This window comes from Mesorhizobium caraganae, from assembly GCF_016836705.1.
Taxonomy (GTDB): domain Bacteria; phylum Pseudomonadota; class Alphaproteobacteria; order Rhizobiales; family Rhizobiaceae; genus Mesorhizobium; species Mesorhizobium caraganae.
The window spans coordinates 249099-264222 of the sequence record NZ_JAFCGY010000003.1; the positions used below are offsets into that span (position 1 = coordinate 249099).

13 protein-coding genes are annotated in these 15124 nt (G+C 63.2%); 5 read left to right on the plus strand and 8 right to left on the minus strand.

Annotation, left to right across the window (positions count from 1 at the left end; genetic code table 11):
• Positions 1-37 precede the first annotated feature (37 nt).
• The 3 genes from JQK88_RS11150 to JQK88_RS11160 form a co-directional block, all read right to left on the minus strand.
• Positions 38-937, minus strand: coding sequence for an arginase family protein (locus JQK88_RS11150; RefSeq protein WP_203278321.1), 900 nt, complete (start codon positions 935-937; stop codon positions 38-40).
• 296 nt (positions 938-1233) lie between these two features.
• The gene (locus JQK88_RS11155; protein WP_203278322.1) at positions 1234-1392 is read right to left on the minus strand and encodes a hypothetical protein; all 159 of its coding nucleotides are present in this window, start codon (positions 1390-1392) and stop codon (positions 1234-1236) included.
• Between the two features lie 170 nt (positions 1393-1562).
• On the minus strand, positions 1563-1865 hold the full coding sequence (locus JQK88_RS11160; protein ID WP_203278323.1) for a DUF982 domain-containing protein: 303 nt from the start codon (positions 1863-1865) through the stop codon (positions 1563-1565).
• Positions 1866-2057: 192 nt separating this feature from the next.
• Between JQK88_RS11160 and JQK88_RS11165 the strand changes: the two genes are divergently transcribed.
• The 5 genes from JQK88_RS11165 to JQK88_RS11185 all read left to right on the plus strand — a co-directional run bounded on the left by JQK88_RS11165 (position 2058) and on the right by JQK88_RS11185 (position 9689).
• A complete protein-coding gene (locus JQK88_RS11165; protein ID WP_203278324.1) occupies positions 2058-3119 on the plus strand; it encodes a glycosyltransferase family 4 protein in 1062 nt (353 codons plus the stop codon).
• A 44-nt stretch (positions 3120-3163) separates the two neighbouring features.
• On the plus strand, positions 3164-5326 hold the full coding sequence (locus JQK88_RS11170) for an amylo-alpha-1,6-glucosidase (protein ID WP_203278325.1): 2163 nt from the start codon (positions 3164-3166) through the stop codon (positions 5324-5326).
• A 134-nt stretch (positions 5327-5460) separates the two neighbouring features.
• Entirely contained in the window at positions 5461-7245 is a 1785-nt protein-coding gene (locus JQK88_RS11175) for an alpha,alpha-trehalose-phosphate synthase (UDP-forming) (RefSeq protein WP_203278326.1), read from the plus strand.
• Positions 7242-8030: a trehalose-phosphatase gene (gene otsB / locus JQK88_RS11180; RefSeq protein ID WP_203278327.1), complete on the plus strand. Its 789-nt coding sequence runs from the start codon at positions 7242-7244 to the stop codon at positions 8028-8030. Before JQK88_RS11175 ends, otsB begins: the two co-directional genes overlap by 4 nt.
• 201 nt (positions 8031-8231) lie before the next feature.
• The gene (locus JQK88_RS11185) at positions 8232-9689 is read left to right on the plus strand and encodes an NCS1 family nucleobase:cation symporter-1 (protein ID WP_192253919.1); all 1458 of its coding nucleotides are present in this window, start codon (positions 8232-8234) and stop codon (positions 9687-9689) included.
• A 139-nt stretch (positions 9690-9828) separates the two neighbouring features.
• Here the strand turns inward: JQK88_RS11185 and JQK88_RS11190 are convergent, their stop codons facing one another.
• The 5 genes from JQK88_RS11190 to tpiA form a co-directional block, all read right to left on the minus strand.
• Positions 9829-10392, minus strand: coding sequence for a DUF1697 domain-containing protein (locus JQK88_RS11190; RefSeq protein ID WP_203278328.1), 564 nt, complete (start codon positions 10390-10392; stop codon positions 9829-9831).
• A gap of 22 nt (positions 10393-10414) precedes the next feature.
• Positions 10415-12052: a CTP synthase gene (gene pyrG, locus JQK88_RS11195; RefSeq protein ID WP_112561656.1), complete on the minus strand. Its 1638-nt coding sequence runs from the start codon at positions 12050-12052 to the stop codon at positions 10415-10417.
• Positions 12053-12207: 155 nt separating this feature from the next.
• Positions 12208-13326: a L,D-transpeptidase gene (locus JQK88_RS11200; RefSeq protein ID WP_203278329.1), complete on the minus strand. Its 1119-nt coding sequence runs from the start codon at positions 13324-13326 to the stop codon at positions 12208-12210.
• Positions 13327-13527: 201 nt separating this feature from the next.
• The gene (gene secG, locus JQK88_RS11205) at positions 13528-14031 is read right to left on the minus strand and encodes a preprotein translocase subunit SecG (RefSeq protein WP_203278330.1); all 504 of its coding nucleotides are present in this window, start codon (positions 14029-14031) and stop codon (positions 13528-13530) included.
• Positions 14032-14212: 181 nt separating this feature from the next.
• The gene (tpiA, locus tag JQK88_RS11210) at positions 14213-14983 is read right to left on the minus strand and encodes a triose-phosphate isomerase (protein ID WP_203278331.1); all 771 of its coding nucleotides are present in this window, start codon (positions 14981-14983) and stop codon (positions 14213-14215) included.
• Positions 14984-15124 lie beyond the last annotated feature (141 nt).

Consider the following 15124-nt stretch of genomic DNA (forward strand, 5'->3'; position numbering starts at 1 on the left):
TCGGGACCGGCTGCTACAAGCGGCCGGCAGCTGATGGTCACGTTCTTGCCGACAACGCCTTCGACAGCATAGCAATCAAAAGACCGAATGTTTCGCGCTCATCGGGCGCGTGATCGGGATTGACTTCGGTCACCGTCAGCGCGCGCCAGTTCGGAGCCGCGACCAACGGTGCAAGCGCCGTTGAAAGCGCGTCGAAGCTCAAGCCATCGCAGCGCCGAACATTCTCCGCGATCGGCAAATCGGTGAAGCTCAACACATCGACGTCGAGATGAATGAGAAGCCGGTCGTAGCGCGCGCCCCAAGCCACTGCGTCTCGGGCTGCTCCGATCGGATCTTCCTTGACCTTCGCGAGAGAGATCCTCGCCAGATCGAGCGAGCGCATAGTCTCCGCCTCGGCGGCTGTGATGTTGTCGGCGGCAAAGTATAGGATATCGGCCGGAGCGAGCATCGGCCGGCGTGGGCCGAGGCCGCTCAGCTCCGCCTCCGTGCCTGGCAGGTCGAGCAGATGCGCGACGCCGGTCCAATCGAGCGCGCCGTCGCTCGTCTCCGGGGTGTTCAGATCGACGTCGTGATCAATGTAGATGAGCCCGACCGAGCGTTCATCTCGCAGCGCCCCAGCCACAGTTCCAACCTCGACCGTGCAGTCTCCGCCGAGCACGAGCGACGCGGCGCCGCCAGCCAATGCTTCTTCCACCACGTCGGCCACGGCGGCTGCCACCCGACGGACAGCGTCGACATTCATGGCCTTGGGCCGTTGCGGGTCCAGTCGCCAGCGGAAGCCTGGTATGTCTCCACGGTCATCCACGCGCCGACCTGACTGCGTCAATGCCGGGACCAGCCCATGCCGCCGGAAGGTAGCCGGGGCCTTCTCCTGCCCCGGCGCGTAGGCGCCGGCGCTTGAAGGTGCGCCAATGAGGCAGAGGTTGCGGACCATCATCACAACTCCTGTGTTCAATGACGGTGTGCCTTATTCTACGAGATATGGCGCAACCAGTTCTCGGGACAAGCTTGCCCGTCAGCCCCAGCTCCGCGCCTGCGTGCAAGAGCAAATAGGCGCCTGCTGGACCTTATTCGAGAACGCCTCGACGGCAGCCCCACGGATTCGCTGCGTCGCAGCGAAATTCATGAACGTCCGGTTACGCCGTGGGACAGACTTGATCATGGAGGCGTCCGCTCACGATCGGGGGTTCGAGTCGGAAGAGGGATACCGCCAATCCGACAGACGGGAACGGCTCAATTCGAGCGTCTGTCGACATAGGTGTAGACGCCGGCCCCGATAGCGACCGCACCGACCGTGATCACGATCGATGGTGCGCTCATCAAACTGGCGAGGACCGCCCAGACAAGGGCGATGACGATAGCGCCGAGTGTTCCCAGGATCAGTCTCGGCAATGTCTCCCCTCCACGTGCGGACCGTCCGTGGATTGGACATCAACCACCGGTCACGCGCAGCATGAAAGCACAGTATAGCCCGTGAAGGGCCGGGGCGGGAATAGGCTGGTGCGAGAAACGGCGGCCCGAGCCACTACGGCGCAGGCGTTCAATCACAAAATGACCGGACCCTAACGTCTCAGCGCGTGGACTTCGGCCATGCTTTCGCCGCCCATTGGCAGCGCCATGTCGTCGTCGAGCAGGCGGGTGATACGGGCAAAACCGGTGAAGGCCTTCCTTGCCTCCTCAGGCGACATCCGGCCCGACAGGGCCGCGGAGCAACAATTCAGGGCACATTGATACACAGGCCCACGCCGACCCGACGGCCATTTCTGCAGAAAGACCATCGCTTCGGCAACGCTATCGACTTCCTCGACGGGGTGTCCCTGCCCGCGCGCAATGCGCACCGGCGTAAAGAACTGCAAGCGGTCCATTTTGTTCTCTCCCTGGTCGGCCGCAGTGCGAACCAACCTTATTCAATTCGCGAACGGCGAGTTGGTTCCCGCTTCTTGCAAAAAAATTTGCGCGGATTGACTTGGGATTGTTGGCGGCCGGATTTTATCCGGAACGTTACGCCCGCTGACGCATTTCGCTCTCGTGTTCGCCTTTGAGGGACAGTCCAAATCATGCGCATAGCCCACGTCGCCCCCCTGCACGAATCCGTGCCGCCCAGGCTCTATGGCGGCACCGAGCGGATCGTTTCCTATCTCACCGAAGAGCTGGTCGAACTCGGCCATGAGGTGACCTTGTTCGCCAGCGGCGACAGCCACACATCCGCCAGGCTGGTTCCGGGCCGCGAACGCGCGCTGCGCCTCGATCCGCGCCCGCTCAAGTCGGACACAGCGGCGCATCTCGCGATGCTGGCAGATGTGAGGAACCGAGCTCAGGACTTTGATATCATTCATTTTCACCTCAGCCACTTCCTGCATTTTTCGTTCTTCGACCATATGCCGGACAAAACGGTGACGACGCCACACGGCCGGCTCGACTATGTCGATCTGGCGCCGGCCTATGAGCGCTTTCCACGCTTTCCCCTGATTTCGATCTCGCGCAGCCAGAGAAGCGGGCTTGCCAACGCCAATTGGCTGGCGACCATCCATCACGGGCTGCCGATCGGCCTCTACCAGCCGACCTTCGAGCCGGCGGCCGACGAACCATATCTTGCCTTTCTCGGCCGGCTGTCGCGCGACAAGCGGCCGGACCGGGCGATCGACATCGCCTTGCGCTCGGGCATGAAGCTCAAGCTGGCGGCCAAGATCGGCGATGACGACCGGGCCTATTTCCACGAGACGATCGAACCGCTGATCGACGGCGACCGCATCGATTATGTCGGTGAGATCGCCGAGGACGAAAAGGCTGAATTCCTCGGCAATGCCGCCGGGCTCCTGTTTCCGATCGACTGGCCCGAGCCATTCGGCCTTGCCGCGATCGAGGCGATGGCCTGCGGTACGCCAACCATCGGCTGGAACTGCGGCGCATTGCCGGAAGTCATCGACCATGGCGTCACCGGCTTTATCATCGATTCGCTCGACGACGCAGTCGCCGCGGTGCCGGCCTTGCTGCAGCTCGACCGGGGAAAGGTGCGCGCCGTCTTCGAAAAGCGGTTCTCCGCCAACAGGATGGCCCGTGATTATCTCTCTGCTTATACGCGCCTGACCGGCAATTCAGCGGAAAAGAAAGCGTCTTGAACGACGGCCGACGCTCCGAGCCCGAAAACAGAGATCTGTGACTGATGACTGAACTTGACGAGCGCAAGCTCGACCCTGCCGTGGCCCTCGCCTCCCTCGACGAAACCGCGCCGCGCGAGCCGCACCGGCTGTTCGCCCTGAAACAAGGCGACTGTTTTGTGGTGGCCGATGCCTATGGCGACATCCGGGGCGCCGGTGACGGCTTCTTTCGCGACGACACGCGTGTGCTGTCGGAGTTTCGGCTGACCGTCGGCGGCCGGCAGACATCGCTCCTCGGCGCCTCGCTCAGTCAGGACAATGTGCTGTTCTCCAGCAATTTGACCAACCTGCCGATGCAAAGCGTCGGCGGCCGCGACATCCCGCAAGGCGCGATCCACATCGAACGCGTCAGATTGCTTTGGCAGGACCGGCTGTTCGAACGCATCACCCTGTCCAACTACAGCCAGGAGCATTCGGCAATCCGCATCTCGCTGCACTTCGCCGCCGATTTCCGCGACATGTTCGAGGTGCGCGGGTCGACCAGGCCAAAGCGCGGCACGGCGCATGCGGCCGAAATCGACGCGACGTCCGTGCTCTTGCGTTACGACGGGCTGGACGGTCTGGCGCGGCAGTCAGCGATCTCGTTTTCGCAGGCGCCGGACCAGCTGAGTGCCAAGCGCGCGGATTTCCTGATCGCGGTGACCAAGCGCAGCAGCAAGGTGTTCTATGTCGAGGTCGGTCCGGAACTGGCCGAGCCACCCGACCGCGACCGGTTTCGCGCGGCTGCGGCGCGCGCCCGCTTCGGCATGCGGGCCAAGCGCCGTCATGGCGCGACGGTGCACAGTTCAGGCCGCGTCTTCAACGACTGGGTCGAACGCGCCCGCGCCGATGTGGCCTTGCTGACCACCGAGCTTTCGACCGGCCCCTACCCTTATGCAGGCATTCCCTGGTTCTCGACTGCATTCGGCCGCGACGGCGTTATCTCGGCGCTGCAGATGCTGTGGCTCAACCCCGGCCTGGCGCGCGGCGTGCTTTCCTTCCTCGCTCAGCATCAGGCGACCGAGACCTCGCCGTTCAGCGACTCGCAGCCCGGCAAGATCATGCACGAGACGCGCAAGGGCGAGATGGTGGCGCTGCAGGAGCTTCCCTTCGGCCGCTACTACGGTGGCGTCGACACCACGCCGCTCTACATCCATCTCGCCTGCGCCTATGCAGAGCGCACCGGCGACATGGACTTCATCGCCAGCCTGTGGCCGTCTCTCTGCGCCGCCGCCGAGTGGACCGAGGAAGCCAGCCGCGCGACAGGCTTCGTCACCTATCAGCGCGCCGCTGAATCCGGCCTCGCCAACCAGGGCTGGAAGGACAGTTTCGACTCTGTGTTCCACGCCGATGGCCGCATTCCCAAAGGACCGATCGCGCTGGTGGAGGTGCAGGGCTATGTCTTTGCCGCCTTCAGGGGCCTGGCGGCACTTGCCCGCCGACGGGGCGAGTTCGCGCAAGCCGACCACTGGGAAAACCGCGCCGAAGAGATGCGGATCGCCGTTGAGCGCGATTTCTGGCTCGACGATCTGGGTTTCTATGCGCTCGCCATCGACGGCGCCGGCGAACCCTGCAAGGTGCGCACCTCCAATGCCGGTCACCTGCTCTATGTCGGGCTGCCCGAGCCGGCGCGGGCGCAGATGGTCGCCGACCAGCTGCTATCGGCGTCCTTCCAGTCGGGCTGGGGGGTGAGGACGCTTGCCGACGATGCGGTGTTGTTCAATCCGATGTCATACCACAACGGTTCGATCTGGCCGCACGACACGGCGATTTGCGGCGCCGGCCTGGCGCGGTTTGGCGAGCGTGACAATGTGGTGCGGCTGATGAGCGGCACGTTCGAATCGGCCGTGCATTTCAACATGCGGCTGCCGGAACTGTTCTGCGGTTTTACCCGCTCGGTCGGCGAAGCGCCGATCGCCTATCCCGTCGCCTGCCTGCCGCAGGCGTGGTCGGCGGGTTCGGCCTTCATGCTGATGCAGGCCTGCCTCGGTCTGGAAATCGACGGCTGGAATGGCGAAATCCACGTCACGCGGCCGAGGTTGCCGATCGGCATCGACACACTGACGCTCAGGCATCTGGGCGTCGGTGAAAAGAAAGTCGATCTCACTTTCCAGCGCGTCGGCGACCGTGTCGTCGCCTTTCTCGCCGACCGCCACGAAGGGTTGGTTCCGCTGATCGTGCGAAGCTGAACTGGTCATTTCTGTCGGAACCGATCGCGGTTTTGTGCGTTGCAAAATGACAGCTGCCGGCGACCAGGCTGCCAGCGATAGGTTCAAATTCGAAACAAGAAGAATGACCGCCAAAGGCGGAGATTGGCACTTCAATGACAAATTACGGCGTCGAGATGCTCTGGATCGTGATCCTGGCAAGCCTCGGCCTATCCGCCCTCGCCGTCCTGTTTTCGATATCCCGGCGCCGCGACAGCCACGCACCGGCCGTTGCCCGCGCGGCTGGCGACGATGTGGCGGCGGAAGCGGCGCGCAAGGTCATGCGCGAGTTCGAAAAGAACGGCCAGTCCGCCGATGCCGCACTGGTGACATGGTCACCCGAAACCTTGCGCAAGATCCTCGCCGACGACCTCCCGGACGCCCAGGTTATCGTCGTCTCCAACCGCGAACCTTACATCCACAACGTCAAGGATAATGGCGTCGAGCTTGTCGTGCCTGCCAGCGGGCTGGTGTCGGCGCTGGAGCCTATCACACGCGCCTGCGGCGGCACCTGGATCGCCTATGGCGGCGGGAGCGCGGACCGCCTCACTGTGGACGACAACGACCGGGTGCCAGTGCCGCCGGACAAGCCGTCCTACACGCTGCGCCGCGTATGGCTGAGCGAGGAGGAATATCAAGGTTATTATCTCGGATTTGCCAATGAAGGCCTATGGCCGCTCTGCCATATCGCCTTCACCCGGCCGATCTTCCGCGCCTCGGACTGGGAAGCCTACGAAGCCGTCAACCGCAAATTCGCCGATACGGTGGTGGCAGAGGCGCGCAACGAGCGGCCGATCGTTCTGGTCCAGGACTACCATTTCGCGCTGCTGCCACGCATGATCCGCGAGCGCCTGCCAGAGGCGATCGTCATCGCCTTCTGGCACATCCCGTGGCCGAATTCGGAAGTCTTCAGCATCTGCCCGTGGCGGGAGCGCATCCTGGAGGGGCTGCTCGGCAGCTCGATCATCGGCTTCCACACCCAGTTCCACGCCAACAATTTTACCGAAAGCGTCGATCGCTTCCTGGAAAGCCGTATCGAGCGCGCCGATGCGGCGATCTCCTACGGTGGCCAGACGACGCTGGTGCACGCCTACCCCATCTCCATCGAATGGCCGGCCGAGTTGCTGGCAAAGCTGCCCACAGTCGAGGAATGCCGAACCCGCCTGCGCGACAGGTTCGGCCTCAAGGCCGACGTCAAGCTCTGCATCGGCGTCGAACGACTGGACTACACCAAGGGCATTCTCGACCGCTTTCAGGCTTTGGACGAATTGTTCACGCGCCATCCCGAATGGATCGGCAGACTGGTCTTCCTGCAGATCGCGGCGCCCAGCCGCGGCACGCTGCCGGCGTATCAGCAACTGCATGACGAATGCATGCGCTATGCCGACGAGCTCAATCAGCGCTATGGCAGCAGCGACGGCTACAAGCCGGTTATCATGGTGGCCGAACATCACTCGCAGGAACAGGTCTACGAGATCTACCGCGCTGCCGATATCTGCATGGTCACCAGCCTGCATGACGGCATGAACCTCGTCGCCAAGGAATTCGTCGCTGCACGCAACGACGAACAGGGCGTGCTGTTGCTCAGCACATTTGCCGGTGCGTCCCGCGAACTGCTCGAGGCGCTGATCGTCAATCCCTACGATGCGGCGATGATGAGCGATGCGCTGCTGCAGGCGCTGACCATGTCGCCGGACGAGCAGCGCGAGCGCATGCGCCCGATGCGCGAAATGGTGCGCGACAACAATGTCTATCGCTGGGCCGGCAGCATGCTGCTGGACGCGGCGCGGCTGCGCAAACGCAGCGACCTCGACCGGGCGACAGGTGTCACCGAACGGCCTGCAAACACTGACAGCAACATCGTCTCGCTTTTCGATCGCATGCGGAGGGTGGCGTCATGAATAGTCTGCCGAAAGCATTGGGCCTGCCAGCAGCACCCGACCTGCCGGAAGGACAGTGGGCACTTTTCCTCGACATTGACGGCACCTTGCTCGAACACGCCGCCCACCCTGACGCGGTGTCCGTCAGTAACGAGTTGCGCAGTCTGCTCGGCGCCATCGAACAACGGCTGGACGGCGCCGTCGCCTTCATCACCGGCCGCTCGGTGGAAGTCGCCGACCGCCTGTTTCATCCGCTGAAGCTGCGCGTTGCTGGCCTCTATGGGCTGGAACACCGGCTGACGCCGGACGGCCCGGTCGTTGCCGCGGACGCTCCCGCCGATATGGCTGCCCTTGCCGACGCCATTGAAGCCGAATTGGACGACGGCCAGGTTCATATCGAGCGCAAGGGTCCGATCCTTGCCATTCACACCCGCGCGGCGCCGCATCTGCTGGCCAGGGCGACGGAACTTGTCGAGCAGGCCTTAGCCGAGCTCCCCAAGGGCTACCGCGTCATTCCGGGAAATGCCGGTGTCGAGCTGATGCCGCTCGAGGCGGCCAAGGGCGCTGCCGTGCGGCGTTTCATGGCGATCCCGCCCTTTACCGGAAGGCGGCCGGTTTTCCTCGGTGACGACACCGCTGATGAAAACGGTTTCGAGGCGATCAACGAAGCCGGCGGCATCTCGATCCGGGTCAGGCCGCGCGGCCCCACTGTAGCTCAGTACCAGCTCGATGACGTCACCCGTGCGATAGCCTGGCTTGCCGCCAATTTCGAAGCTTCACCGGCCCTCGCCCGCAAAGCATCCTGATCGCTGGCGCCAGCGGATCGAATCAAACCCACTGCGGTTGCGCCCCGTCTCCGACAAACGCCGATCGATAAGCGCGATTCTCGTTGAATATCTTTAAGGCCAAAGCCGGCAAATGGATTGCTTGCCGGTTCCCTTGCGTCAGGCTTAACCTGCGTGGCACCGCGTGGAGGCGCGTTCGGCTAGCAAGGGGAGGACATCGCAGTGACAATACAAGGCGCATCGCCTGGCCTTTACAATGAGGATCTCGCTCCGGCGAAGGTGCGGAACTGGGGGCCATTTTCGATCTTCAACGTGTGGACGTCGGACGTCCACAGCCTTTGGGGCTATTATCTCGCTGCCAGCCTGTTCTTGTTTTGCGGCGGCTTCGTCAATTTCATCATCGCCATCGGCATCGGTTCGCTGATCATCTACGCGCTGATGAACATGGTCGGCTATGCCGGCGTGAAGACCGGCGTGCCCTACCCCGTGCTGGCCCGCGCCTCGTTCGGCATCTGGGGCGCCAACATTCCGGCGCTGGTGCGCGCCATCGTCGCCTGCTTCTGGTACGGCGCGCAGACTGCCGCCGCTTCCGGCGCCATCGTGGCGCTCTTGATCCGCTCGCAATGGTTCGCCGATTTCAACGCCAACACGCATTTCCTCGGCCATACCGGCCTGGAAGTGATCTGTTTTGTGGTCATCTGGGCACTGCAATTGCTGATCATCCAAAATGGCATGGAGACGGTGCGCCGCTTCCAGGATTGGGCCGGCCCGGCAGTGTGGGTGATGATGTTGATCCTGGCGATCTATCTGTGTGTCAAATCCGGGAGATTTGCGTTCACCAGCGATATCCCGATGGATGTTCTGCTCGACAAGACCAAGGATGCGGGCGTACCAGGCACTCCTGGCTCCTGGACGTCGCTGTTTGCGGTGGCGGCGATCTGGGTCACCTATTTCTCGGCGCTCTATCTCAATTTCTGCGATTTCGCCCGCTATGCGCCAGACAAGGCATCGCTGCGCAAGGGCAACATCTGGGGCCTGCCGGTCAATTTGATCCTGTTCTCGCTGGTTGCCGGCGTCACCACCATTGCCGCCTATGACGTCTATCACGAAGTGCTGCTGCACCCCGACCAGATCTCGGCCAAGTTCGACAGCTGGTTCCTGGCCGCACTTGCCGCACTGACCTTCGCGGTGGCGACGCTCGGCATCAATGTGGTGGCGAACTTCGTCTCCCCAGCCTTCGACTTCTCCAACGTCTTTCCCCGGCAGATCGACTTCAAGAAGGGCGGCTACATCGCAGCCTTGATTGCGCTGGTGCTCTACCCCTTCGCGCCGTGGGAAGGCAGTGCCGCCTCCTTCGTCAACATCATCGGCGCGACGATGGGCCCGATCTTCGGGGTGATGATGGTCGACTACTATCTGATCCGCAAAGGCGAGGTCGACGTCGAGGCGCTCTACCGCGAGGACGGCGAGTTCCGCTTCCAGGGCGGCTGGCACGTCAGTGCCTTTATCGCCGCCGGCATCGGCGCCATCTTCTCGTCGATCCTGCCCAACTTCACCAGCTGGCTGCCGGCCTGGTGGGGCGTCTATGGCTGGTTCTTCGGCGTGGCGATTGCCGGCGCCATCTACTACGTGCTGCGCACGATGGCACTGGGTGCTGGAGCGAAGACGGCGAAGGCATGAAATGGAGGGAATAAGGCAGTAGGGCAGTAAGGGAGTAGGGGAATAGGAGCCCTACTGCCCTACTGCCCTACTGCCCTACTGCCCTACTGCCCTACTGCCCTACTGCCCTACTGCCCTACTGCCCTACTGCCCTACTGCCCTACTGCCCTACTGCCCTACTGCTTATTCTTCCCACCATCTCAGCCAACCTACGCACCGTGTTCCAGTTGCGTGCGGTGCCGATGCCCATGCGCTTGTGGTTCATCGCCGCAAGCAGGCGCGAGCTTGGCCGCTCGCGCGAAAAGACGACCCAGATGTCGCCGTCGACCGAAGCCACCTTCTCGTCCTCGGCGGCATAGGCCTGGAGCGCTGCTACACCGTCCATGGGCGCGGGCTTGCGCATCACCCGCACCGCCACCTGATCGCCAGTTTCAGCCGACTCGGTCGGAAACGGATTGCCGGCGGCGAGCTTCAGCCAGTCCTCGGCAGTGCGCACGATGATGACGACATGGCGGCCGAAGGTTTTTTCGAAAGCCGTTTCGAGCCGCTGTTCCAGCCTGGTGATATCCGCCGCGCGCGCCTCGAAGACCAGATTGCCGGTCGCTACCAGTGTGCGAGGATTCTTCAGTCCGAGGCCTTCGGCCATCGTCTTGAGGTCGGACATGACGACCCGGCGGCCTTCGCCGAGGATGATGCTGTAGAGCAGCGCGACATAGGTTTGCATCAGCTGCTAAACCCGCAGGCAGCTAGACCAGCCGCGACTGGTCCACCGCAGCCGAGATGAAGCTGGCAAACAGCGGATGCGGCTCAAGCGGCCGGCTCTTCAGTTCCGGGTGATACTGGACGCCGATGAACCAGGGATGGTCGGGGTATTCGACCGTTTCCGGCAGCACGCCGTCGGGCGACATGCCGGCAAACACCAGGCCGCAATCCTCCAGCCGCTCCTTGTAGTCGACATTGACCTCGTAGCGATGGCGGTGGCGCTCGGAAATCTGGGTGTCACCGTAGATCTCGGCGATCTTCGAACCCTTGGTGAGCTCGGCCTGATAGGCGCCGAGCCGCATGGTGCCGCCGAGATCGCCGGTCTCGCGGCGCTTTTCCAGCATGTTGCCTTTCAGCCATTCGGTCATCAGGCCGACCACCGGCTCGTCGGTCGGGCCGAATTCGGTCGACGAGGCATGCTCGACGCCGGCCAGCGACCGCGCCGCCTCGATGCAGGCCATCTGCATGCCGAAGCAGATGCCGAAATACGGCACCTTGCGCTCACGGGCGAATTTCGCCGCCAGGATCTTGCCTTCCGAGCCGCGCTCGCCGAAGCCACCGGGGACCAGGATGCCATGCACCTTTTCCAGCCACGGCGTCGGGTCTTCCTTTTCGAAGATCTCGCTTTCGATCCAGTCGAGCTTGACCTTGACGCGGTTGGCCATGCCGCCATGCGACAGCGCCTCGATCAGCGATTTGTAGGCGTCCTTGAGGCCGGTATATTTGCCGACGACGGCAATGGTGACCTCGCCTTCCGGATTGTGGATTCGGTTGGACACCGCCTGCCAGGGCTCCATGCGCGGTTTGGGCGCCGGGTCGATGCCGAAGGCGGCCAGCACTTCCGAATCGAGCCCTTCCTTGTGATAGGCCATCGGCACGTCATAGATGTGGGGCACGTCGAGCGCCTGAATGACGGCGCTTTCCCGGACATTGCAGAACAGCGACAGCTTTCTGCGCTCTTCCTTGGGGATGGCGCGGTCGGCGCGGACCAGCAGGATGTCGGGCGCAATGCCGATGCCGCGCAGTTCCTTGACCGAATGCTGGGTCGGCTTGGTCTTCAGTTCGCCGGCCGTCGGAATGTAGGGCATCAAGGTCAGATGGACATAGACGGCGTTGTTGCGCGGCAGGTCGTTGCCGAGCTGGCGGATCGCCTCCAGGAAAGGCATCGCCTCGATGTCGCCGACCGTGCCGCCGATCTCGCACAGCACGAAATCGTAGTCGTCATTGCCGTCGAGGACGAAATGCTTGATCTCGTCGGTGACGTGCGGAATGACCTGGACGGTCGCGCCGAGATAGTCACCGCGCCGCTCACGCTCGATGATGTTCTTGTATATGCGGCCGGTGGTGATGTTGTCCTGCTGGTTGGCCGAACGGCCGGTGAAACGCTCGTAATGGCCAAGATCGAGATCGGTCTCGGCACCGTCATCGGTGACGAAGACCTCGCCATGCTGGTAAGGCGACATCGTGCCGGGATCGACATTGAGATAGGGATCGAGCTTTTTGATGCGTGCGCGATAGCCTCGCGCCTGCAAGAGAGCCCCAAGGGCCGCTGCGGCAATGCCTTTTCCAAGTGAGGAAACCACGCCGCCTGTGATGAATACATATCGCGCCATGGGAGTCATCGCTTAACGCGGCCGAATTGATTCCGCCAGAGAAAAAACCGCCGCTGAGGCTTTTTCCAGAGAAGGCGCGATAGTCCCGAGGTTCGAGACTGTAGTTCTTGGTCAAAACAAAAGGGCCGGCAGAAGCCGGCCCTTTCGGCAGAATTGAAAGAATGTCAGATGATGACGACCTTGGTGCCGACCCGGACGCGGCTGTAGAGGTCCATGACGTGCTCGTTGATCATCCGGAAGCAGCCATTGGAGGCGCTGGTTCCGATCGACTGCGGCGCGATGGTGCCGTGGATACGCAGATGCGTGTCCTTCTTGCCGTCATAGAGATAGATGGCGCGGGCGCCGAGCGGGTTCTGACCGCCGCCGGGCATGCCGTCCTTGTACTGGCCATAGTGCTTGGGCTCGCGCTTCTGCATGTCCAGCGTCGGGATCCAGCGCGGCCATTCCTGCTTGTCGCCAACCGCAACCGTACCCTTGAATTGCAGGCCTTCGCGGCCGACCGCAATGGCATAGCGGCGGGCGGTGAAAGCCGATTCGACGAGGTAGAGACGGCGTGCGCTGGTATCGATGACGATGGTTCCCGGCTCATAACCGGTGAATTCGACGTCCTGCGGCACGAATTCCGGCTTCACCTTGAACTGCTTCTTGGCTTCGCGCTTGGCGAGCGCCTGATCGAGTGCCCGCGTCTCGGGAAGATAGGCAATCGAGGAGGCAGACGATGTGCCACCGAACAGGCCGGCGAAGAGCCCCCCGCTCCTCGGCTTCTGGCCCGGGGCCTCGCTGCGCAATTCGCCATTGTTGCCGGTCAGCGCGACGTTCATCGCTTCGGCCGGGAGTGGTTCGGCCGACTCGATCGGCGCGAGCGGCGCAATCGGGTCAACTGGCGAGATGATCTTGGTGGCCTTCTTGGCCGGCTTGGCGTCGGCGACCACGACCGGCTTGCCCTTGCTGGCCAGGAAGGCCTGGCGCTGGGCGTCGGCCTTGGCTTTCGCCGCCTCGCGCATGGCCAGCTTGCGGGCCTCGAGCGCCTTGGCGCCGGCTGCCGCCTTGTCGGCCGCGATCTTATCTTCGAGCTTGCTGATCTGAGCCAGATCATCCGAGCTCGGGTTTTTCTTCTTCTTGAGAAGCTTCAGCTGTGCCGCATCGCTCTTGGCGGCGACGTTGATGACAGCGGTTTTGCCACCCGCCTGCGGTGAGGTCATTGCCGGAGTTCCGGCGAAGGCCGCGGAGCTCATGCCGAATACGGCACAAAACCCCATGAAAATGAAGCTGCGAAGCTGCATAGCGAAGATCCGATCGTTCAATGCTTGTTGCCCACGGCGTCGCCCGGCGCCCCCCAAGGGCGCAGAAAGTGCCGCGCGCAATCTATAATCGAAGTGCCGGAGCGGCCTCAAGCGGAACGCATGGTCGAATCTTCGTGATCAAGTGCCATTTGCCGCGACTGTGTTGAAACAACAACAGATCGCGGCATGTACCCTATCCGACTATTGGTTCGGGACCTGTGGCGTGACCGGCAAGGTAACGCCATTGGCAGCCGGCGGCGTGGCCGAATCGGTCGCAGGCGGCGTCGCCGGAGCTGGAGCCGGAGCCGGAGCCGGGGCTGTGGCAGGAGCGGTCGCCAGCGGCGTCGTGGCGGCGCCATTGCCCGAAGGCGCAGGCGGTGCGGTGGTGCCGGCAGGTGGCGCCGGCGGCGTCGTGCCGGGCAGTTGGTTGAGCACGCCGTTGCCGCTGTCGGCCGGCACGCGGTCGAGAATGTCGATCGGCTTTTCGCCATAGCGGGCAACGATCGAGAGTGTCAGCGACGTGACGAAGAAAGCCGCGGCCAGGATCGCCGTCGCCCGCGTCAGTGCATTGGCCGCACCGCGCGCGGTCATGAAACCGGAACCGCCGCCAATGCCGAGACCACCGCCTTCGGAGCGCTGCAGCAGCACCACGCCGACAAGGGCGAGCACGACCATGAGGTGGATGACGATCAGTACGGTTTCCATATTTTATCCTGGCAAGCCCTGCCGCTCCCTGGCGATCAGGGCCGGTGATTTGGAGGCGGCTCCATACAATGCTTTAATGGCATTTCCAAGCCCGTGGCCGGAATATGGGAAGCAATGCGCCCTTTGCAACGATTTCGGCCGCGGCGCGGCGTTTCACAAGTCGGCGAGGGAGCGGCCGAGCCTACGCGATATTCTGGTAGGCTTCGGCGATGGCGAGAAAATCCGCCGCCTTCAGGCTTGCGCCGCCGACGAGCGCGCCGTCGACGTTTTTGACGCCGAGCAGTTCGACCGCATTGGACGGCTTGACCGAGCCGCCATAGAGGATGCGGATCTTGCCGGCCGCTGAGGCCCCGAGTCCCTCCGACAATTTTTCGCGGATATGCGCATGCGCCTCGGCCACGTCGTCGGCGGTCGGCGTCAGGCCGGTGCCGATCGCCCATACCGGTTCGTAGGCGATGACGGTGTTGGCGGCCGTCGCGCTGGGCGGCACCGAGCCGGCGACCTGGCGCGACAGCACGTCGAGCGTGGCGCCCGCTTCGCGCTCGGCCTTGGTCTCGCCGATGCAGATAATGGCCACAAGCCCGGCGCGCCATGCGGCAGACGCCTTCGCCTGGACAGTCGCATCGTCCTCGCCACGCTGTTCCCGGCACTCGGAGTGGCCGACGATGACGTGGCTGGCGCCGGCATCCTTCAGCATCTCGGCCGAGACACAGCCGGTGAAGGCGCCGCTTTCCTTGATGTGGCAATCTTCGCCACCGGCCCGCACCGGCGTGCGCGACAGGATTTCGGCCGCGCGCGACAGCAAGGTCGCCGGCACGCAGACCAATGCTTCGGTCTCGGCATCGAGCCCGCTCATAAAGCCGTTGCCGATCATCCTGAGCTCGCTCAGCGAGGCGCTGGTGCCGTTCATTTTCCAGTTGCCGGCAACGAGCGGTCGAATTCCTGGCGTCATGGGATCTGGTTCTCCGGGCGACATTGGGGTCTCGCCCTCCCTACCAAAATCAGGCCACAAAGCAATCGACAGTGAGCCGGAAGGGCGCTATTGCGCTTGTTTCAGACTCGGGCGCACACGAAAGTGCGGAAAAATCGGAAG

Coding starts and splice junctions, on each gene's coding strand:
- JQK88_RS11150 (WP_203278321.1), bottom strand. CDS start 937: ATGATGGTCCGCAACCTCTGCCTCATTGGCGCACCTTCAAGCGCCGGC.
- JQK88_RS11160 (WP_203278323.1), bottom strand. CDS start 1,865: ATGGACCGCTTGCAGTTCTTTACGCCGGTGCGCATTGCGCGCGGGCAG.
- JQK88_RS11165 (WP_203278324.1), top strand. CDS start 2,058: ATGCGCATAGCCCACGTCGCCCCCCTGCACGAATCCGTGCCGCCCAGG.
- JQK88_RS11170 (WP_203278325.1), top strand. CDS start 3,164: ATGACTGAACTTGACGAGCGCAAGCTCGACCCTGCCGTGGCCCTCGCC.
- JQK88_RS11175 (WP_203278326.1), top strand. CDS start 5,461: ATGACAAATTACGGCGTCGAGATGCTCTGGATCGTGATCCTGGCAAGC.
- otsB (WP_203278327.1), top strand. CDS start 7,242: ATGAATAGTCTGCCGAAAGCATTGGGCCTGCCAGCAGCACCCGACCTG.
- JQK88_RS11190 (WP_203278328.1), bottom strand. CDS start 10,392: ATGCAAACCTATGTCGCGCTGCTCTACAGCATCATCCTCGGCGAAGGC.
- pyrG (WP_112561656.1), bottom strand. CDS start 12,052: ATGACTCCCATGGCGCGATATGTATTCATCACAGGCGGCGTGGTTTCC.
- JQK88_RS11200 (WP_203278329.1), bottom strand. CDS start 13,326: ATGCAGCTTCGCAGCTTCATTTTCATGGGGTTTTGTGCCGTATTCGGC.
- secG (WP_203278330.1), bottom strand. CDS start 14,031: ATGGAAACCGTACTGATCGTCATCCACCTCATGGTCGTGCTCGCCCTT.
- tpiA (WP_203278331.1), bottom strand. CDS start 14,983: ATGACGCCAGGAATTCGACCGCTCGTTGCCGGCAACTGGAAAATGAAC.